The sequence below is a fragment of the Massilia sp. 01N410 genome, assembly GCF_056399665.1.
The window spans coordinates 95,523-116,342 of the sequence record NZ_JBFTRV010000011.1 but is presented as its reverse complement, the minus strand read 5'-3'; the positions used below and the strand labels follow the sequence as shown (position 1 = coordinate 116,342).

Annotated in this window: 18 protein-coding genes; 15 read left to right on the top strand and 3 right to left on the bottom strand. The window is 63.5% G+C overall.

From position 1 onward, the window contains the following. Positions 1–45 precede the first annotated feature (45 nt). Positions 46–1,128 carry a uroporphyrinogen decarboxylase gene (gene hemE / locus AC1DOP_RS16215; protein ID WP_477252211.1) on the top strand — a complete coding sequence of 361 codons (1,083 nt, stop codon included), beginning with the start codon at positions 46–48 and terminating at the stop codon, positions 1,126–1,128. Between the two features lie 282 nt (positions 1,129–1,410). Here the strand turns inward: hemE and AC1DOP_RS16210 are convergent, their stop codons facing one another. Then, positions 1,411–1,638, bottom strand: a complete 228-nt coding sequence (locus tag AC1DOP_RS16210) for a hypothetical protein (protein WP_441935276.1) — start codon at positions 1,636–1,638, stop codon at positions 1,411–1,413. 52 nt (positions 1,639–1,690) lie between these two features. On the opposite strand from AC1DOP_RS16210, the gene AC1DOP_RS16205 reads away from it, so the two are divergent. The 3 genes from AC1DOP_RS16205 to AC1DOP_RS16195 are packed head-to-tail and all read left to right on the top strand — an operon-like array spanning position 1,691 to position 6,052. Beyond that, positions 1,691–3,697, top strand: coding sequence for a primosomal protein N' (locus tag AC1DOP_RS16205; protein WP_477252208.1), 2,007 nt, complete (start codon positions 1,691–1,693; stop codon positions 3,695–3,697). Positions 3,698–3,718: 21 nt separating this feature from the next. Then, positions 3,719–4,555 carry a hypothetical protein gene (locus tag AC1DOP_RS16200; RefSeq protein WP_477252206.1) on the top strand — a complete coding sequence of 279 codons (837 nt, stop codon included), beginning with the start codon at positions 3,719–3,721 and terminating at the stop codon, positions 4,553–4,555. A gap of 60 nt (positions 4,556–4,615) precedes the next feature. Beyond that, positions 4,616–6,052, top strand: coding sequence for a dihydrolipoyl dehydrogenase (locus AC1DOP_RS16195; RefSeq protein ID WP_441935279.1), 1,437 nt, complete (start codon positions 4,616–4,618; stop codon positions 6,050–6,052). A gap of 34 nt (positions 6,053–6,086) precedes the next feature. Here AC1DOP_RS16195 and AC1DOP_RS16190 read toward each other — a convergent pair whose 3' ends face one another. Next, positions 6,087–6,572, bottom strand: coding sequence for an SRPBCC family protein (locus tag AC1DOP_RS16190; RefSeq protein WP_441935280.1), 486 nt, complete (start codon positions 6,570–6,572; stop codon positions 6,087–6,089). Positions 6,573–6,737: 165 nt separating this feature from the next. Between AC1DOP_RS16190 and AC1DOP_RS16185 the strand changes: the two genes are divergently transcribed. The 8 genes from AC1DOP_RS16185 to AC1DOP_RS16150 all read left to right on the top strand — a co-directional run bounded on the left by AC1DOP_RS16185 (position 6,738) and on the right by AC1DOP_RS16150 (position 15,189). Beyond that, positions 6,738–8,801: a UvrD-helicase domain-containing protein gene (locus AC1DOP_RS16185; protein ID WP_441935281.1), complete on the top strand. Its 2,064-nt coding sequence runs from the start codon at positions 6,738–6,740 to the stop codon at positions 8,799–8,801. A gap of 181 nt (positions 8,802–8,982) precedes the next feature. Then, complete coding sequence (locus AC1DOP_RS16180) at positions 8,983–11,223, top strand: DUF4214 domain-containing protein (protein WP_441935282.1); 2,241 nt, start codon at positions 8,983–8,985, stop codon at positions 11,221–11,223. A gap of 92 nt (positions 11,224–11,315) precedes the next feature. After that, a complete protein-coding gene (locus tag AC1DOP_RS16175) occupies positions 11,316–11,519 on the top strand; it encodes a SlyX family protein (RefSeq protein WP_441935283.1) in 204 nt (67 codons plus the stop codon). A gap of 238 nt (positions 11,520–11,757) precedes the next feature. Then, complete coding sequence (locus AC1DOP_RS16170; RefSeq protein ID WP_441935284.1) at positions 11,758–12,945, top strand: GNAT family N-acetyltransferase; 1,188 nt, start codon at positions 11,758–11,760, stop codon at positions 12,943–12,945. 62 nt (positions 12,946–13,007) lie between these two features. Next, positions 13,008–13,676, top strand: a complete 669-nt coding sequence (locus AC1DOP_RS16165; RefSeq protein WP_441935285.1) for a hypothetical protein — start codon at positions 13,008–13,010, stop codon at positions 13,674–13,676. Then, the gene (locus AC1DOP_RS16160) at positions 13,673–14,281 is read left to right on the top strand and encodes a hypothetical protein (protein WP_477252202.1); all 609 of its coding nucleotides are present in this window, start codon (positions 13,673–13,675) and stop codon (positions 14,279–14,281) included. The genes AC1DOP_RS16165 and AC1DOP_RS16160 overlap by 4 nt, the downstream gene beginning before the upstream one ends. Continuing rightward, positions 14,271–14,807, top strand: a complete 537-nt coding sequence (locus tag AC1DOP_RS16155; protein WP_441935287.1) for a hypothetical protein — start codon at positions 14,271–14,273, stop codon at positions 14,805–14,807. Before AC1DOP_RS16160 ends, AC1DOP_RS16155 begins: the two co-directional genes overlap by 11 nt. Before the next feature lie 82 nt (positions 14,808–14,889). Next, entirely contained in the window at positions 14,890–15,189 is a 300-nt protein-coding gene (locus tag AC1DOP_RS16150; protein ID WP_441935288.1) for a DUF3144 domain-containing protein, read from the top strand. A gap of 29 nt (positions 15,190–15,218) precedes the next feature. On the opposite strand, the gene AC1DOP_RS16145 is transcribed toward AC1DOP_RS16150, so the two are convergent. After that, positions 15,219–15,407, bottom strand: coding sequence for a hypothetical protein (locus AC1DOP_RS16145; RefSeq protein WP_477252200.1), 189 nt, complete (start codon positions 15,405–15,407; stop codon positions 15,219–15,221). 269 nt (positions 15,408–15,676) lie between these two features. On the opposite strand from AC1DOP_RS16145, the gene AC1DOP_RS16140 reads away from it, so the two are divergent. The 3 genes from AC1DOP_RS16140 to AC1DOP_RS16130 all read left to right on the top strand — a co-directional run bounded on the left by AC1DOP_RS16140 (position 15,677) and on the right by AC1DOP_RS16130 (position 20,808). Then, a complete protein-coding gene (locus tag AC1DOP_RS16140; protein ID WP_441935290.1) occupies positions 15,677–16,297 on the top strand; it encodes a TMEM175 family protein in 621 nt (206 codons plus the stop codon). 129 nt (positions 16,298–16,426) lie between these two features. Then, the gene (locus tag AC1DOP_RS16135) at positions 16,427–18,598 is read left to right on the top strand and encodes a M3 family metallopeptidase (protein WP_477252198.1); all 2,172 of its coding nucleotides are present in this window, start codon (positions 16,427–16,429) and stop codon (positions 18,596–18,598) included. A gap of 86 nt (positions 18,599–18,684) precedes the next feature. Further along, positions 18,685–20,808, top strand: coding sequence for a M3 family metallopeptidase (locus tag AC1DOP_RS16130; RefSeq protein ID WP_477252196.1), 2,124 nt, complete (start codon positions 18,685–18,687; stop codon positions 20,806–20,808). Positions 20,809–20,820: the final 12 nt, after the last annotated feature.

Below are 20,820 nucleotides of genomic sequence, written 5' to 3'. Positions count from 1 at the left end.
AGAAGTTTGCCCGCGCGCCGGGCGCCTTACTTCAGGTTGCCAGCCATGCCACAATTCGCCCCGCTTCAGAACGACACCTTCCTGCGTGCGCTGCTGCGCCAGCCGACCGACTACACCCCGGTATGGCTGATGCGCCAGGCGGGGCGCTACCTGCCGGAATACCGCGCCACCCGCGCGCGCGCCGGCTCCTTCCTGGGGCTGGCCAAGAATCCGGATTTCGCCACCGAAGTGACTCTGCAGCCGATCGACCGCTATCCGCTGGATGCCTCGATCCTGTTCTCGGACATCCTGACGGTGCCGGACGCGATGGGCCTGGGCCTGTACTTCGAGGACGGCGAAGGCCCGAAATTCGAACGCACCGTGCGCACCGAGGAAGACGTCGCCCGATTGCAGGTGCCAGATATGGCATCGCTGCAATACGTGTTCGATGCCGTGACCCAGATCCGCACCGCCCTGAACGGCCGCGTGCCGCTGATCGGCTTTTCCGGCAGCCCCTGGACCCTGGCCTGCTACATGGTCGAAGGCGGCGGCTCGCGCGAATTCCATACGATCAAGAAGATGCTGTACGCGCGTCCGGACCTGATGCACCGCATCCTGGACGTGACCGCGCAAGCCGTCACGCAGTACCTGAACGCCCAGATCGACGCCGGCGCCCAGGCCGTGATGATCTTCGACTCCTGGGGGGGCGCGCTGGCCGACGGCGCCTACCAGGCCTTCTCGCTGGACTACATGCGCCGCATCGTGGCAGGCCTGCAGCGTGAGAAGGATGGCGTCCGGATTCCGGCGATCGTCTTCACCAAGGGCGGTGGCCTGTGGCTGGACGAGATGGCCGACATCGGCGCCGATGCGCTCGGCCTGGACTGGACCGTGAACCTGGGCCGCGCGCGCGCCCTGGTCGGCGACCGCGTGGCCCTGCAGGGCAACCTGGACCCGGCCGTGCTGATGGCCGGCCCGGAGCAGGTGCGGGCGGAAGTCGAGAAGGCGCTGGGCAGCTACGGCACGCCGTCGAACGGCCATGGCCACGTGTTCAACCTCGGCCACGGCATTTCGCAGTTCACGCCGCCGGAGTCGGTGACGGCGATGGTCGAGGCAGTTCACAGCTTCAGCCGCCGCCAGCGCCAGGCCTGAGCGCTGACAAAGCCCTATGGCTGCGCCGCTGCCTGCGGCGCATCATAATCACACTTATTCACAAATTCTTGAACTCTCGCGTCCTTGGCTGTGGAAATGTACAGTACTGGATGTATCCTGATAAGTCATTGATTCCATTGTGATTTATGCCGGGGCTGGCGAGTGCGCCAGCGTGGCGTATCGGCGGTCCGGAAGGCAGTTGCCCAAGTTGACAGCGCATTGTTCACAAAGTTATGCACAGCTTCTGTGAATAATGTTGAAAAGTCCTTGGTTTACCGGGGTTTACGCGATTTCTTCAAGTGTTGTATCAAGTTTTTGCTGCACTGCGCTTGAGTTCTTCACCGGAAATGCCCAGTTATGCACAGAAGCGCCCGAGCGATGCCGGATTTCGGCGCCAGGAAGGTTGCACAGGCAAGTGATTGAATTTAAAAGAGAAATTTTTTTGTGAACTTGAGGAATTGCTAAGTGCTTTGAGCTAACGTAAACCTTTGTCCCGGTCAAGTTTTCCATTTTCCACAAAGTTTTCCACAGTTCCCCCACAGTATTAAGGATAAGGTCCGGCTTGGCCTACTGCATCTTACAAATCGCGCTCGACACCCCGCTCGACAGCGTGTTCGACTATCGCTGGGAATGTGATCCCGGCAGCGAGCCGCAGGTCGGGCAGCTGGCGCTGGTGAACTTCGGCCGGCGCGAAGCGGTGGGCGTGATCGTCGCCGTCAAGCACGAGACCGACGTCCCGCTGGACAAGCTCAAGGACGCGCTGGCGGTGCGCAGCCAGCTACCGCCGCTGTCGCCGCAATGGCTGGCGCTGGCGCGTTTCGCCGCCGACTATTACCACCGCCCGCTCGGCGAGGTGGCGATGCCCGGCCTGCCGAAGAACCTGCGCCTGGGCAGCACGGTGGCACTGGACCGCGCGCTCAAGAAGCTCGCCAAGGTCGAGGATGCCCACGACCCGGCGCCGGCCGCGATGCCGGTGTTGAATCCGGCCCAGCAGCAGGCCGCCGACGCCATCGGCCAGGCCCGGGGCTTCAATCCGCTGCTGCTGTACGGCGTGACCGGCAGCGGCAAGACCGAGGTCTACCTGCGGGCCTGCGCCCAGGTGCTCGCCAGGGAAAGCGAGGCCCAGATCCTGGTCCTGGTCCCCGAGATCAACCTGACGCCGCAGCTGGAGGCGAACATCCGCGCGCGCTTCCCGGGCGTGATGCTGGCCACCCTGCACAGCAGCCTGTCCGAGGGCGAACGCATGCTGCATTGGCTGGCCGCCCACCAGGGCCGCGCGCGCATCGTGCTGGGCACGCGGCTGGCGATCCTGGCTTCGCTGCCGCACCTGAAGCTGATCGTCATCGACGAGGAGCACGACCCCTCGTACAAGCAGCAGGAAGGCCTGCGCTATTCGGCGCGCGACCTGGCCGTGTGGCGCGCACACCAGCTTCAGATCCCCATCGTGCTCGGATCGGCCACGCCCTCGCTGGAGAGCTGGCACCACGCGCAGACGGGCCGCTACCGCAAGCTGGAGCTGCGCGAGCGCGCCGTGAAGGATGCCGTGCTGCCGCGCGTGAAACTGGTCGACATGGAGAAGGACAAGCCGAAGGAAGGCCTGACCTCGCACCTGATCGCGGCCCTGCGCGACCGCATGGCGCGCGGCGAACAGTCGCTGCTGTTCCTGAACCGGCGCGGCTATGCGCCGGTGTTGAGCTGCGACGCCTGCGGCTGGATCAGCAACTGCACCCGCTGCACCGCCTTCATGGTCCTGCACCGGCCCGAGCACCGGCTGCGCTGCCACCACTGCTCGCTGGAGCTGCGGATCCCGCATTCCTGCCCGACCTGCGGCAACATCGACCTGCAGCCGCTGGGGCGCGGCACCCAGCGCATCGAGGAAGGCCTGCAGTCGCTGTTCCCGGAGGCGCGCGTGCTGCGCATCGACGCCGACTCCACGCGCCGCAAGGGCAGCGCCCAGGCCGCGTTCGATACCGTGCACCGCGGCGACGTCGACATCCTGATCGGCACGCAGATGGTCGCCAAGGGGCACGACTTCAAGAACCTGACCCTGGTGGGCGTGCTCAATCCCGATACGGCCCTGTTCTCGCAGGACTACCGCGCCAGCGAGCGCCTGTTCGCCCAGCTGATGCAGGTGGCGGGACGGGCCGGCCGCGCCGGACTCGAGTCCGAAGTGCTGATCCAGTCGCGCTACTGCCAGCACCCGCTGTACGGCGCGGTGATGCGGCACGATTACGACCGCTTCGCGGGCTCCCTGCTGGAAGAGCGCCACCAGGCCGCGCTGCCGCCCTTCATGTACCAGGCCCTGCTGCGCGCGGAGGCGCCGGAACTCGCCACCGCGATCGCCTTCCTGGAGCAGGCGCGCGACGCGCTGCCCAGCGACGCCGTGGTGCTCAACGATCCGATTCCGATGACCATGACCCGGGTGCATAATGTGGACCGTGCCCAGCTGCTGGTCGAATCGAATTCGCGCCTGGCGCTGCAGGCCTTCCTCAAAGTCTGGGTCGACGCCCTGCGCGCGATGAAGTCGCGGGTGCGCTGGTCGCTGGAGGTCGACCCGCTGGATATCTGACGCTTGCCGGAGAACCTGGACATGCCGTGCCGCCTCGCCTTGCTCCTACGCCTGTTCGCAGGCGTTCTCGCACTGCCGCTCTGCACATGCGCGGGCGCCGCCACGCCTGGCCAGGAATCGGCGGCCGCCGTCACCAGCCGGATCGAAGCCAAGGATTGTGTCGGCGCGGTCGATGAACTGAAGGCCGGGCTGAAGCGTGGTCATGCCGAAGTCTCGTTGCTGGCGGGTACCATGTACGAACACGCCGTGTGCGTGAAACGCGACTGGAACCGCGCGGTGCTGTTCTACTCCCAGGCTTACCAGAGCGGCATGAAGGAAGCGGCCGACCGCATGGCGGCCGGCTATGCCGCGCCGGAGAACGGCGCCGACGTCGCGGCCGCGATCTGGTGGTCCGGCAAGGGGCGCATCCAGGCATCGCCGGGCCAGCAGGTCCTGGCGCCATGCGCGGTCAGCCCGGCGGCCAGCGACAACATGGACCGCTTCGTCGCCGAGCTGCAGACCTGGCCGCAATGGCAGCTCGCCATGTGCAATTACGTGGTCGGGGTGATGTCGATGCTGTCGGCCGAGATCAGGTACCCGGCGCCGGCGCAGGCCTACGGCGTAGGCGGGCAGGTGACGCTGCGCTTCCTGCCCTCGGTGCCGAAGATCGAGCTGAAGAAAGGCGACACCCAGGAGTACCGGCTGCTCGGGATCTTCAATGGCGACATGCTGCGCGACCGCGAGACTTCGATGGTGACCGGCGGCTTCGAGAAAGCGCTCGGCGCCGTCGCCGACCGGGCCCTGCGCCGCTATCCCAGGCCCGGCGGCATTCCGGCGGAAGCGGTGTTCTATGTCCGCTACATCTTCCAACTCGAGTGATGCCCTGAGCGTTTCCCGAAAATAGCGTATCGTCATGTCCGCGAACTACCGGAGATGACTATGCAGAAAATGAAGGTCGATGTCGCCATCGTCGGCGCCGGCACCGCGGGCCTGGTGGCCTACCGTTCCGCGAAAGCCCAGGGCGCGCGCGCCGTCATGATCGAGGGCGGGCCCTACGGCACCACCTGCGCGCGCGTGGGCTGCATGCCCAGCAAGCTCCTGATCGCCGCCGCCGAGGCCGCGCACTTCATCGATGCCGCGCCCGGCTTCGGCGTGCACGCCGGCGAAAAGCGTGTCGACGGCGTGGCCGTGATGGAGCGCGTGCGGCGCGAGCGCGACCGCTTCGTCGGCTTCGTGCTGGAAGGCGTGGACAATATCCCGGACCAGGACAAGCTGCGCGGCTATGCGCGCTTCACCGGTCCGCATACCCTGGTGGTGGACGACCATACGGAAGTCGAGGCCGCGCGCATCGTGATCGCCACCGGCTCGACCCCGACCAGGCTGCCGAAGCTGGAAAACGTCGGCCCCGGCCTGATTACCAGCGACGACGTGTTTTACTGGCAGGACCTGCCGCGTTCGGTGGCCGTGATCGGCACCGGCGTGATCGGGCTGGAGCTGGGCCAGGCGCTCAGCCGCTTGGGCGTGCGCGTGAGCGTGTTCGCGCGCGGCGGCAGCGTGGCCCAGCTGACCGACCCGGTGGTGCTGCGCAATGCCGGGCGCGCGCTGGCCGAAGAGATCGACCTGCACTTCCAGTCCGAGATCGTCAGCGCCGTGCAGGACGGCGATGAGGTCGCCTTGACCATCCGCCAGAACGGCGAGGAACGCCCGATGCGCTTCCAGTACGTGCTGCAGGCGGCCGGGCGCACGCCCAACGTGGCCGGGATCGGCATCGAGCACCTGGGCCTGGAACTGGGCGCCAACGGCGTGCCGCTGTTCGACAGCCGCACCATGCAGTGCGGGAACAGCCATGTCTTCATTGCCGGCGACGCCAACAACGAGCGTCCGGTGCTGCCGGAAGCGGCCGACCACGGCAAGATCGCCGGCGACAATGCCGGCCGCTACCCGGACATCCGTCCAGGCCTGCGCCGCGCGCCGCTGACGATCGCTTTCACGGAACCGAACATCGTCAGCCTGGGCGCCAGCTACAAGCAGTTGTGCGCGCCGGGCAAGCCGAAGTTCGCGATCGGCCAGGTGTCCTTCGAGAACCAGGGCCGCAGCCGCGTCATGCTGCAGAATAAGGGGATGCTGCGGGTGTACGGAGAATACGGCACCGGGCGCTTCCTGGGCGCCGAGATGATCGCCCCGCGCGGCGAGCACATCGGCCACCTGCTGGCCTGGGCCGTGCAGTCGCGCCTGACGGTCGAGCAGATGCTGGAGATGCCCTTCTATCACCCGGTGGTGGAAGAGGGCGTGCGCACCGCGCTGCGCGACCTGGCGGCGAATATCGTGAAGGGGGGCAGCGACATCGATCCGGACGAGGTCGAGCCGGGCACGTAACACGTGGGCACGGCGTGCCCACGCGTGAAGTTGATTAATTGAGGTAGCTGGTATCCAGCTTACCCTCGGAAGCCAGCTGCCGCACGATCTTGATGGTATCGATATCGGCCTCCTGGTAGGCCGATTTCTTGAAGTCCTCGTACATCTTGCCCATCTCGTCGGTCGCGGACACATTGCCGTCGTCGTACAGGAAGCGCACCCACATCACGCCTTCGCTCGGCGCTTCGATCGTCATGGTCATGCGCGAGGCGGGGATTTCTCCCTGGGCCGGGACTTCGTAGCGCACTTCCTGCAGCGGGCTCAGGTGCACTACGTCGTCGATCACCAGCTGGCCGTAGCGCAGGCGGCGCGCGAAGCTGCCGCTCTGGCGCTCGCCGATCGTGCACTCGTCCAGGTGGGGCATGAACATCTTCGGGTCTTCGGCGCGCAGCACCAGGCCGCGCCACAGTTGTTCGCGGGTCATGGTGTCCGCGAGGGGGTTGAGCGGGTCGTTAATCTCGATCAGGTGTTCAAATTTCATGTTCTTGTCTCTCGCATGGACAGCGGTAAAAGCGCTATATGGTGGCGGATAGCGTGCTGACAAGCCACAACCTCATGCACTTTTCCTGAAATGTTTTCGGCGTGCATGGCCGAGCTTCGTTAAAATGATGAGCTCACCCACTGGCAGTCCTGCAAGAATTATCCCATGTCGACACCGAATTTCGGCCTCAACGGTCCGCAGAGCGAAGCCGTGCTCTATCTCGACGGCCCTTGCCTGGTGCTGGCTGGCGCCGGCTCCGGCAAGACGCGCGTGATCACCCAGAAGATCGCCTACATGATCGAGCATCGCGGCTACGATCCGCGCACGATTGCCGCGCTCACCTTCACCAACAAGGCGGCGCTCGAGATGCAGGAGCGGATCGGCAAGCTGCTCAAGCAGCCCAAGCAGGCCAAGCAGCTGACCGTCTCGACCTTCCACTCGCTGGGCGTCAAGATCTTGCGCCAGGAGGCGGCCGGCGTCGGCCTGAAGGACAAGTTTTCCATCATGGACAGCGACGACTGCTATACCGTCGTCTCCGACCTGGCCGTCACCACCGACAAGCAGGAGATCCGCCGCATCCAGAACGCGATCTCGCTGTGGAAGAACGGCCTGGTCGACCCCGAGGACGCGATCCGTGACGCGCGCGACGAAGACGAAGCCCAGGCCGGGCGCATCTACCGCAGTTATGTGGCGACCCTGCAGGCCTACCAGGCGGTCGACTTCGACGACCTGATCCGCCTGCCGGTGGAACTGTTCCGGAATAACGAGCCGATCCGCGACCGCTGGCAGCGCCGCCTGCGCTACCTGCTGATGGACGAGTACCAGGACACCAACACCTGCCAGTACGAGCTGGTGAAACTGCTGGTGACGGGCCTCGGCAAGAAGCCGATGTTCACGGCGGTGGGCGACGACGACCAGGCGATCTATGCCTGGCGCGGCGCCTCGGTCGAAAACCTGAAAACCCTGCAGACCGACTTCCCGGACCTGCGGGTCATCAAGCTCGAGCAGAACTACCGCTCGACCACCCGCATCCTGCAGGCCGCCAACGCGGTCATCGGCAACAATCCGAAGCTGTTCGAGAAGGCGCTGTGGTCGGAACACGGCCTGGGCGAGCCGATCAAGGTGCTGGGCATGCCGAACGAGGAGACCGAGGCCGACCAGGTGGCGATCATGATCTCGTCCGAGCGCTTCCAGCGCAAGAACAAATGGACGGACTACGCGATCCTGTACCGCGGCAACCACCAGGCCCGCATCATCGAGCAGTCGCTGCGCAAGGAACGCATCCCGTACACGATCTCGGGCGGCCAGAGCTTCTTCGACAAGGCCGAGATCAAGGACGTGATCGCCTACCTGCGCCTGATCGCCAACCAGAACGACGACCCGGCCTTCATCCGCGCCATCACGACCCCGAAACGCGGGGTCGGCATGACCACCATCGAGGTGCTGGGCGAAGTCTCGAAGCAGTGGAACTGCTCGCTGTTCGAGGCCGCCTTCAAGGGCGGCCTCGAAGCCCGGCTGCAGGACCGCCAGCTGATCCCGCTGCGCGAGTTCTGCCACTGGATCAATGAGCTGGAAGACCGCGCCACCCGTCCCGGCCCGTCCGGCAGCGGCGATCACGCCGCCGAGCTGCTCGATGACATGATGAAAGAGATCAACTACGAGCACTACCTGTACGAGAACTTCGACGACAAGGCGGCCCAGGCCAGGTGGCAGAACGTGCTCGAGTTCACCAACTGGCTGAAGGAGCGCGGACGCGGCGGGCGCGAGCGTGACGGCGAAGAGAAGAACCTGCTCGAGCTGACCCAGATGGTGGCCCTGATGTCCATGCTCGAAGGCCAGGACGAGGAGCAGGACGCGGTGCGCATGTCGACCCTGCACGCATCCAAGGGCCTGGAGTATCCGCACGTCTACCTGGTCGGCGTCGAGGAGGGCATCCTGCCGCACAAGGGCGATCCGGACGACCCCGTCGAGCGCATCGCCGCGCGCATCCAGGAAGAGCGGCGCCTGATGTACGTCGGCATCACGCGCGCCCAGCGCACCCTGCACGTTACCTGGTGCAAGAAGCGCAAGCGCGCGGGCGAACTGATGCATTGCGACCCGTCCCGCTTCATCAAGGAGATGGCGCTCGAGGTCGGCGACGCGCCGCCCAAAGAAGATGAAGTACTGAGCCCCAAGGCGCGCCTGGCCAACCTCAAGGCCTTGCTGGCGACGCCAAAGACTGCCAGCTAGAAACATTTGCCGGACGTTGACATCAGTTTAACGACGGCAAATGTTCAAAATCATTCGTTGCGAATAAGCCTTGATGGGATGCCAAGGGGTGCGCACGATTGAATTCTCATTTGACTTCAACTGTTGAGCAGGAAATACTTTCCTGAAGTGACTTTGTCACAATCAACATTGACGTTAAACAATGGCAACCGTATCCGACATCACCGTTATTCCCACTTCTGGACTGAACCATATCGACGCCTTGCTCGATACGGGGCCTGACTGGAATTATTTCACGACTGCTTCCGGACAGAGCAATGTTCTCTATTTCACGTTTTCCGTGACTTCAGGGAATGAGAGCGCTTCCAATACACAGAGTATTTTTTACGGAAACCAGCAGGCGTTTTCAGCCGCCCAGCAAGCCGCGGTACGGGAGCTGTTGAAGGATGGCGGCTATCTGAATTCGCTGACCGGCATTCACTTCGTCGAAACCGGCAATGGCGACGCTGCGCAGATCCACCTCTGCAATGCGGACATCATCACCAGCAATGTCACCGGACTGTGCAGCTGGCAAAGCACGTACCAGTACGAGCCCGGCACCAACAGGCTGGTCAGCTACGACGCGGATGCCTATGTCTATCTCGACAATGTCCAGTTCGGCGCGGCCAACAGCAACCTGACGCCTGGCGGAAGAGGGTATCAGACCCTGCTGCATGAAATGGGACATGCGCTCGGCCTGAAGCATTCGTTCTGGGATCCGAACGACGACAACCCGAACCCGATCGTCCTGCCGGCGGCGCAAGACAACACCAGCAATACCCTGATGTCGTACACCAACTTCGGTGGACCCTATACGACATACCAGCAATACGACGTCGCAGCCCTGAACTGGCTCTACGGCAAGGATGGTCTCGGCGGCGCACTAGGCATCAATTCGACAACCGGAGCCCGGTATATCACGGGTACGAATGGCCCGGATACCCTGACGGGTACCGACGCCAATGACACGCTTGAAGGCGATGGAGGCAATGACATGATTGATGGAGGAAATGGAATCGATACCGCCGTGTTCCGCGGCGTTCGCAGCAACTACGCTTTCGCAGAACTGCCGAATGGCGACATGACGGTGACGAGCAAGGACGGCATCGACGGCATCGACACCCTGCGCTCGATCGAGATCCTGAAGTTTGCGGACATGAGCGCGACCCGTGCCGATGTATTGGCGGCCGACACCGTGGCCCCTGCCAAGCCGACCATGGTGGTCACCAAGAACGTGAACGGCTACACGACCGGCAACACGCCGCTCGTGACCGGCAAGGCCGAAGCCGGTTCGATCGTGAAGATCTTTACCAGCGACAACAATATGCTGGTAGGCACGGCGACGGCCGACGCCAACGGCCTGTACACGCTGAAGCTCAACGCCTTTGCGGATGGCAGCAACTATTCGGTCTTTGCCACCGCGACCGATGCTGCAGGCAATGTTTCTGTGGCCAGCGATGCGGTAGGCTTCAAGGTCGATGCCACGCCGCCGGTCAAGCCGACCTATGACCCGCTGCCCGGCGATCTGAACGGCAGCAACCAGGTCACGTTCAACGGTACGGGCGAGGCCGGCACCACGATCGAGCTGGTGCGCGCCGGCGACCTGCAGACGATCGCACGTACGACGGTCGGCAGCGACGGCACATGGCACCTGCCGACTTCGCCTCTGCCGAACGGCAACTACACGGTCAGCGTGGTTTCGCTCGACCAGGCCGACAACGGCACCAGCGCCGCCTCCCGCGCGAGCTGGACCATCAACAGCTCGGCGAACATCACCGGCACTAGCGGCAACGATACACTCAAGCCGGGGGCGGGCAACAACGCGGTGGATGGCGGCGCCGGCATCGACACCGCCGTCTACGCCGGTTCGCGCACCAACTACACGGTGGCCCAGGAGGCCTGGGGCTACGGCATCACCGATAAAGCCGGCAATAACGGCCACGATTCGCTGATCAATGTCGAGCGCGTCCAGTTCGACGACGGCTGGCTGGCGCTGGACATCGACGGCATCGCCGGCCAGATCTTCCGCCTCTATACGGCCGTCCTCGGACGTCCGGCCGAGGCCGCAGGCATGGGTTACTGGATGTGGCGAATGGAAGGCGGTAGCCCCATCACCGACGTGGCCCGCGAATTCATGAACCAGCCCGAGTTCAACACCCTGTACGGCGCCAACCCGACCGATGCGACTTTCGTGACGAAGCTGTACAACAACGTGCTGCACCGCGATCCGGAGCCCGATGGCTTCAAGTACTGGATGGATACTCTGAGCAATAACAGCAATCCGGACAAGGCTGCGGTGCGTACCCAGATGCTGATCGATTTCAGCGAGAGCCTCGAGAACCAGGTAAACGTGGTCGGCACCTTCAAGACGGGCATCGAGTTCACGCCCTGGCACCAGGCCTGACCGGGCCATCCGGCGGCATGCCGGCGCGGAATGCGCCGGCCCCATTCAAGAGCCGCTGGCATAATGCGGCTCTTTTCATTTAAGGAAGCGCCGTGAGCGACGAAGACCGTTTCATCGATATCGAGATCAAGCTGGCCCACCAGGAAAACCTGGTCGAGTCGCTGAACCAGACCATCTACGAGCAGGGACGCCGTATCGACCAGCTGGAGGCCATGGTGGCCAAGCTGGCCGAGCATGTCCGCGTTCTGCGCGACGCCGGGCAAGGGCCGGTGAACGAAAAGCCGCCGCATTACTAAGCGGCAATTTCATCATATCGTGATGAAAAGCACATGGCTCATCCAGATTGAATGCCGTATTTTATGAGCCACAAGTTAACGAAATTTAATGTTTAGTTAGTCGAAAATTACTGTACTGTTGAGTTCCCTCAAGGTATGATCATCGCACAGTGTAAATACAATCAATTCCATCATTTCTGTTGGTTGAGTTGTTTCGTGCGAGGTCCATGTGAAATTATTCGTTCCGCATACCAAAGAAATGCCAGAGACCGCCGCATGGACCGCCCCGGAATTGCCGGTCTTCTTGCGCCGCACCGAGACGGCACAACGGTTCGAGTTCATCCCTTCCACAACCGACCTTGAGCGTTCCGACGTGCAGGCCGCATGGCACCGCCTGCTGCAGGTGCGCCGTAGTCCGGAAAAGCTGTACCAGCTGCCGGCGTTTTTCAAATACCTGCAGGAAACCAAGGAAGACGGCGCGGGCCCCTGCGAACTTCATGTCATCCGCCGCTGCAGCGATACACGCATCGTCGGGATCGTCCCGGGACGCCGGATGACGCAGAAGGTGAGCGTCCGCCTCGGTCCGCTGACCGTATTCAAGCGTACCGTGCCCGTCTACCAGCTGCTCGGCAGCGTGCCCTTGATCGATGCGGGCGAGGAAGGCCTGTCCAGTTTCGTCCTGAACAGTCTGCTGCAGCGTCATCCCGACTGCCAGGCCTTGCTGATGCAGGCGATGCCCGAGGAACTGGCCCATACGGTTGGCGGCAAGGGGCTGTCCCGTCACGTCCTCAACGGCTGGCAAAACTGTCATACCGTGCCCCTGCCGGAAGACGTCGAGACCTATCTGCAAAAGTTCAGCTCCAAGAAGCGCTACAACCTCTCGCGCCAGGTGCGGCTGCTGGCCAAGGAAGCGGGCGAGGTCAGCCTGGTGAGGATCGAGCACCCGGACCAGGTCCCAGCCCTGGTGGACGCCATGCGGACCTTGATGAACGCCGAGGACTTCTCCGTCCAGAGTTCGCAGGTCAAGCTCGAGAACCTGGCGCGCAATGGCCTGCTGCATTCCTACCTGCTCCAGTGCGGCGGCAAGACGGTCGCGCTGGTGCTGGGCACGCACTCGGATGAGGTGTGGCACGTACACAATATCTGCTGCGCCCAGGAGTACATGAACCTGTCGATCGGCACCAGCATCATCCACCTGGCCCTGCAGGATGCGATCGTGCATTTCAATTTCACCCACGCCGATTTCGGCTACGGGACGCCGAACCAGGAATTCCGCTCCACGCACGTGCTGCAGCGGCGCGGCAAACTGCTGCTGTGCCGCCGCCATGGCATGGCCGACCTGCTGTTCAAGCTCTATAGCGTCCAGAACCGGATGAACGAAGCGTTGATCGCGCGTGTCAAGACAGCCCGCAAGCGGCTGAAGGAGCGCAGGCAGGCGAGCAAATAGTTGCATTCTGCTAATAAATCCAATAAGGTGGGTCATGTTTATTGGATAACAGGATGTACTGCATGAGTATCGCCGACCTCGAACGACGAATCCTCGCCTGCGAGCAGGAAAACGCACGCCTGCATAAACGGCTCGCACGGCAAAACCGGGCCTGGGCACTCGGACTGCTCCTGATTGCCGGTGGCGGCGCGATCGCAGGCGGCAGCATCAAGGACGCCATCTTCGACAGCGTGCGGGCCAGGGAAGTCGTGGTCGTCGACGGCAAGGGCGTGGTGCGCGCCCGCCTGAGCGGCGATCTGCCGGATGCGGTCATGGCTGGCGGCCGTGTTTCGAAGCGCGGCTCGAAAGCGGCCGGCGTGATGCTGTACGACGAGGAGGGCATCGAACGCGGCGGCTATGTCACCCAGGATGTCGGCAGCAACGTCATGCTGACCCTGGATTCCAAATACCGCCAATCCGCGCTGTTCGTGGCTGGTCCCGACGAGAGCCAGGCCAGCGCACTGGGCCTGTGGAACAAGGGCGGCGGCATCGAGATGCGCTCGGATGGCAACGGCCAGCGCCTCAGCGTCACCAACAAATCCGGCGTCGTGACGCAGCAGCCGGTCATTACGACCTTGTCTGCGGCCACCTGTGCATCGTACAAGGACATCGAAAAGAAATTCCCGGGCGAACGCAGCTGCCAGGCCAGGTTCACGGACGCCGCTTGCCAGGCCTGCTTCGACAGCCCATGAAGCGGCGCCTGCTGACACTCTGCGCGCTGGCCGGGTTGGCAGTCGGGCTGCAGGCGCAGGCCGCCGGCTTCACGCTGCGCCTGGCGCACGGCAATGCCCGCGAGCGGGCGGCGCGCGCCCAGTTCGAGCGCGTGCTGGCCGCGCATGCGCTGGACCCTTGGATCCAGACCCGCGAGATCGTGTTCGAGCAGGGCGCCATCCCGCACAGCCACCCGGTGCTGACCTTCAACACGCGCCACACCGACGACGACGGCCTGTTCCTCTCCACCCTCATCCACGAGCAGACCCACTGGTGGCTCGAGCGCCATCCGCGCCGGACGGAAGCGGCGCTGGCCGAGCTGAAGGCGATGTATCCGAACCTGCCGGTCGGCTACCCCGAAGGCGCCGACCGCGCCGACAGTTCGTATTCCCACCTGCTGGTGATCTGCATCGAGCTGGACGGCGTGCGCAAGGTGCTGGGAGCAAGCGAGGAAAAGCGGATCCTGGCCTTCTGGCAGGACGACCACTACCGCACCCTGTACCGCATCGTGGCGGCGAACCGGGCGCGCATCCGCGACATCCTCGACAGGCACGGCCTTCAACTACCGGATTCCCATGCAGGCTGAGCCCGACTTCTACGTGGTGTCGAAGCGCAAGCTGGCGATCCTGTTCCTGGCGACGTCCTCGCTCTACGTCCTGTACTGGTATTACAAGAACTGGGATCGCTACAAGAGCAGGCATCCGGAAGCCTCGCAGTTCGGCAGCATGGTCTCGCCGGTGCCGCGCGCCGTGTTCTGGATGTTTTTCACGCATGCGCTGTTCCGCAAGGTCAAAGCCTATGGCCATGCGCTGCCGCAAGTCGCCGGCTGGCGCAGCGGCTGGCATGCGAGCATCCTGGTCGCGCTGATGCTGCTGGCGAACGCCATCGACGTCCTCATCGGCGGCACGGCCGGCGATCTCGTCTCGATCGCCAGCGTGTTCGTGCTGCTGCCGCCCTTCCTGGTGGCGCAGGACAAGATCAACCTCAGCTGCGGCGACCCGGAAGGGAAGGGCAACGACCGGCTGTCGAAGGCGAACTGGGCCTGGGTGATTGCGGGCGCGGTGCTGTGGCTGATATTGATCGCCGCTGCGCTCCTGCCTGGCGGGTCTTGACCGGCCTTGGGCAGCGTATTGCTTATGCTACAGTCTATTTCTTGCTCTGACGTTCAGGGCTTTCATCCACGGTATATACATCATGAGTAATCAAGCCCCTGGTCCGGAGTTCTGGACCCGCGTCAACGCCCTGATCGACCAGGCCAACACCCAGTGCGATTCCGCCGACCCCAGCGAAGTCTGCGCCTCCACGATGTATGCCTCGGCACGCTTCAATGCCTTCATCGTCGCGCGCACCACGAGCGGTCCGGAACACATGCAGCAGGAAAAGGAGCGGGCACTCGAGTATTTCACCGATCAGTTCCGCAAGATGATGGCGGAGAATCTGGACGATTTCATTGCGAATCTCGGCAAATACGATATCGGAACGCCGTCGCAGTAAGCGATTCCCTTCCCGCCGCATGGGGGCTCTCAGATCGTCGGCACATGCAGCCGGTTATCGTCCCCCAAAACCAGTCCTTGCCAGGTTGCGGGCTTGCCCGTCATTTCCCACGCCAGGATTTGCTGCGGTGTGCGTCCCATACCGCCTGAAAAGGCGGTCATCTGATGCTTGTCGAGTTCCCTTGCGATGCCCAGGTCCTTGATTGTCAGCTTGTTCATGTCTATCTCCTGGAATAATTAGCGATGCCAGGCACGGTGCCGGACACAATTACGGTGATTGCAGAAAGTGTGCCAATCCCGGAATCGCGCTTATTCGCAGGGACGGATCAGCTTTCGGATGCTATCTGCTGGTTTCTCAGTCATTCTTGTGATGGTTGAGTTGGCTGCCGTCCAACACTTGACGCATCATCATTGCGCCTATGGGCCTCGGTGCGGGAACAAGCAAAGATGGTGGAGTATGCTGAGCAGTACGACGACATAGGACTGTCATGGGAAAAAACCGGCTGGAAGCCTTCAGCGACGGCGTCATCGCCATCCTCATCACCATCATGGTGCTGGAACTCAAAGTCCCGCACAGCCCCGATTTCAGGGCCTTGCTGCCGCTGTGGCCCGTCTTCATGAGCTACGTGCTCAGCTTCATCTACATCGGGATCTATTGGAACAACCACCACCACATGCTGCACGCGGTGAAGGAAGTCAGCGGCGGCATCCTGTGGGCCAATCTGCACCTGCTGTTCTGGCTGTCCCTGATTCCCTTCGTGACGGCGTGGACGGGCGAGAACCATTTCGAGACCGGGCCGACCGCCACCTATGGCTTCGTGCTGTTCATGTGCGCGGTGTCGTATTCGCTGCTGGTGCGCGGCCTGGTGCGCAACCACGACAAGAACACGACCCTGGCCGAAGCCATTGGCGACGACCGCAAGGGCAAGATCTCGATCGTCCTCTACCTGGCCGGGGTGGCGCTGTCCTGGTTTGCCGCCTGGCTGGGCTTCCTGGTGTATGCGGCCGTGGCCGTGATGTGGCTGATTCCGGACCGGCGCATCGAGAAGAAAGTGGTCCAGGAGATCCAGGAAGAGGAGGCGGAAGAAGCCAGGAAAGAGGCGTCCTGACGGATGCCGTCAATACGGCGGATTGCAACACATCAATATGACGACGCGGCAATAAGCCTGCTATGATCTTCGGCGCACCTGCTGCCGGGCACGCTTCGGCAGCGTCCGATTAGTGTCCTGAAAGATCGCATGAAACGTCAACACAGCTTCATCGTCGCGGCAAGCATCGCGCTTGCCTACGCAAGCACCGCCATCCCCGCCGCCGCCGCTCCCACTGCTTCCGCCGCACCCGCTGCCGTCTTCGACGCTTCGAACCCGTTCGCCAAGGCCAGCACGCTGCCCTTCCACTACCCGGCGTTCGACAAGATCAAGGACGAGCACTTCAAGCCGGCCTTCGAAGCGGGCATGCGCGTGCACCTGCTGGAGATCGAGGCGATCGCGAACAACCACGCGGCGCCGACGTTCGACAACACCATCGTCGCGATGGAGCGCGCGGGCCAGCTGCTGGCGCGGGTGTCGACCACCTTCTCGAACCTGCAGAGCGCCAACACCAACGACAAGCTGGACGCGATCGACCGCGAGATGTCGCCGAAGCTGGCGGCCCACGCGGACGCGATCTACCTGAACGCCAAACTGTGGAAGCGCGTGAAGAGCCTGTACGACAAGCGCGATGGCCTCAAGCTGGACGCCGAATCGAAACATCTGCTGGAACGCTACCACCGCGACTTCGTGCGCGCCGGCGCCAATCTCTCCAACGCCAACAAGGAAAAGCTGAAGGCCTATAACGGCGAGATCGCCAGCCTGCAGTCGACCTTCGCCCAGAACGTGCTGAAGGAAGCGAATGCCTCGGCGCTGGTGGTCGATACCCGCGCCGAACTGGCCGGCATGCTTGATGCCGAGATCGATACCGCCGCCGCGGAAGCGAAGAAGCGCGGCCTGGACGGCAAGTTCGTGATCGCGCTGGCCAACACCACCGGCCAGCCGCTGCTGTCGTCGCTGACCAACCGCGGTACGCGCGAGCGCCTGATGGCGGCATCGATGACGCGCGGCAGCCGCGGCGGCGAATTCGACAGCCGCGAGCTGGTGCAGCGCCTGGCGAAGCTGCGCGCCGAGAAGGCGACCCTGCTGGGCTACCCGACCTATGCCGCCTATTCGCTGGAAGTGGAAACCGCGAAGACGCCGGAAGCCGTCAACAAGCTGCTGGGCGAGCTGGCGCCGCCGGCCGTGAACAATGCGCGCAAGGAGGCCGCCGAAATCCAGCGTGTGATCGATGCCGAAGTTGGTAAACCCGAGGGCGGCTTCCAGGTCGCCGCGCATGACTGGGCCTTCTACACCGACAAGGTGCGCCAGGCGAAGTACGCCTTCGACGAGAACCAGTTGAAGCCTTACTTCGAACTGAACAACGTGGTGCAGAACGGCGTGTTCTTCGCCGCGAACAAGGAGTTCGGCATCAGCTTCAAGGAGCGCAAGGACCTGCCGGTGTATGACCCGGACGTGCGCGTGTTCGACGTCTTCGACGCCAACGGCAAGCAGCTGGCGATCTTCATCATGGATTACTACGCGCGTCCGAACAAGCAGGGCGGCGCCTGGATGAACGAGTACGTCACGCAGTCCACGCTGCTGGGCAACCACCCGGTGGTGGCGAACCACCTGAACATCCCGAAGCCGCCCGCCGGCCAGCCGACCCTGCTGACCTATGACGAGGTGCGCACCGCCTTCCACGAATTCGGCCATGCGCTGCACGGCATGTTCTCGAACGTGAAGTACCCTACTTTTGGGGGCGCCAACACGCCGCGCGACTTCGTCGAGTACCCGTCGCAGGTCAACGAGATGTGGGCCACCTGGCCGGAAGTGCTGGCCAACTACGCGAAGCACTACCAGACCGGCGAGCCGATGCCGCAAGAGTTGCTGCAGAAGGTGCAGGCGTCCGCGAAGTTCAACATGGGCTACATCACCACCGAGTACCTGGCCGCTTCGCTGCTCGACCAGCGCTGGCACCAGCTGGCCCCGAGCCAGATCCCGACCGACGTGCTGGGCTTCGAGGCCGCCGCGCTGAAGGATGCGGGCGTCGACTTCGCGCCGGTGCCGCCGCGCTACCGCACGACCTATTTCTCGCACAGCTTCTCGCTCGGCTATTCGGCCGGCTACTACGCCTACCTGTGGAGCGAAAAGCTGGACGCCGATACGGTCGAGTGGTTCAAGGAGAACGGCGGCCTGCTGCGCAAGAACGGCGACCACTTCCGCGAGACCCTGCTGTCGCGCGGCGGTTCGGCCGACGCCATGGACCTGTTCCGCAATTTCCGTGGCCGTGATGCGCGGATCGAGCCGCTGCTGGAGCGCCGTGGCTTGACCGGCAATTGAGCGGCTGATCCACCGTCAAGCGTGGGCTCCCCGAGCCCACGCGAAGCACCACAACAAACAACAAGACGATTTTCACTGGAGAGAGAATGAACCGTTCCCACATCCTGGCCTTCGCCGTCACCGCGGCCGTCGCCACCTTCGCCCAGGCGGCGCCATCCCAGCTGCCGGCCTCGAACCCCTTCGCCAAGCCGAGCACCCTGCCGTTCCAGTACCCGGCCTTCGACAAGATCAGGAATGAAGACTTCGCCCCGGCCTTCGAGGAAGGCATGCGCCAGCAGTCGGCCGAGATCGACGTCATCGCCAATAGCAAGGCGGCGCCGAGCTTCCAGAACACCATCGTCGCGATGGAGCGTTCGGGCCAGCTGCTGAACCGCGTCTCGACCGTCTTCTACAACCTGGTCGGCGCTAACACCAACGACACCCTGAACGCGCTGGACAAGGAACTGGCGCCCAAGCTGGCCGCGCACAGCGACAAGATCCGCCTGAACGAGAAGCTCTACAAGCGCATCAAGACCCTGTACGACAAGCGCGAGCAGCTGCACCTCGATGCCGAATCGGCCTACCTGCTGGAGCGCTACCACACCGACTTCGTGCGCGCCGGCGCCCAGCTGTCCGCCAGCGACAAGATCAAGCTGAAGGCCTATAACGCGAAGATTGCAGCCCTGCAGACCCAGTTCAGCCAGAACGTGCTGAAGGAAGCGAACGCCTCGGCGCTGGTGGTCGACAGCCGCGAAGAGCTGGCCGGCATGTCGGACAAGGCGATCGACGTCGCCAGTGCGGAAGCGAAGAAGCGCGGCCTGGACGGCAAGTTCGTGATCCCGGTCGTGAACACCACCCAGCAGGCGCCGCTGTCCGTGCTGACCAACCGCGCGACCCGTGAAAAGCTGCTGGCAACCTCGCTGGCGCGCGGCAGCCATGGCGGCGAATTCGACAACCGCGCCCTGGTGCTGGAGCTGACCAAGGCGCGCGCCGAGCGCGCCGCGCTGCTGGGCTATCCGAGCCACGCGGCCTATATGCTGGAAGACCAGACAGCGAAGACCACCGGCGCGGTCAACAAGCTGCTGGCCGAATTCGCCAAGCCGGCCGTGAACAACGCGAAGAAGGAAGCGGCCGACCTGCAGAAGGTGATCGACGCCGAAGGCGGACAATTCCAGGCCGCCGCCTACGACTGGAACTACTACAGCGACAAGGTGCGCGCCCAGCGTTACGCCTTCGACCAGAACCAGCTGCGTCCCTACTTCGAGTACAACCGCGTCCTGATCGACGGCGTGTTCTTCGCCGCCACCAAGGAATACGGCATCACCTTCAAGGAGCGCAAGGACCTGCCGGTGTACGACCCGGACGTGCGCGTGTTCGACGTCTTCGACGCCGACGGCAAGCAGCTGGCGATCTTCCTGCACGATCCCTACGCGCGCGCCAACAAGCGCGGCGGCGCCTGGATGAATGCCTACGTCGGCCAGAACACCCTGCTGGGCACCCACCCGGTGATCGCGAATCACCTGAACATCCCGAAGCCGGCCGCCGGCGAGCCGACCCTGCTGACCTACGACGAAGTGCGCACCATGTTCCACGAGTTCGGCCACGCGCTGCACGGCATGTTCTCGAACGTGAAGTACCCGCGCTTCTCGGGCACCCGCGTGCCGCGCGACTACGTCGAGTTCCCCTCGCAGGTCAACGAAATGTGGATGGCCTGGCCGGAAGTGCTGGCCAACTATGCGAAGCACTACCAGACCGGCGAGGCGATGCCTCAGGCGCTGCTGGACAAGGTGCAGGCATCAAGCAAGTTCAACGAGGGCTACCGCACCACCGAGTACCTGGCGGCCTCGATCCTGGACCAAAGCTGGCACCAGCTGGCCCCGAACCAGATCCCGACCGACGTGCTGGGCTTCGAAGCCAAGGCCCTGCATGACGCCGGCGTCGACTTCCCGCTGGTGCCGCCGCGCTACCGCACGACCTATTTCTCGCACGTGTTCTCGGGCGGTTACTCGGCCGGCTACTACGGCTACCTGTGGGCCGAGAAGCTGGACGCCGACACCGTCGAGTGGTTCAAGGAGAACGGCGGCCTGCTGCGCAAGAACGGCGACCACTTCCGCCAGACCCTGCTGTCGCGCGGCGGCACCATGGATGCGATGGAGATGTACCGCAAGTTCCGCGGCCGCGATGCGAAGATCGAGCCGCTGCTGGAGCGCCGTGGACTGACGGGCGAGTAATAAGTTTTACGA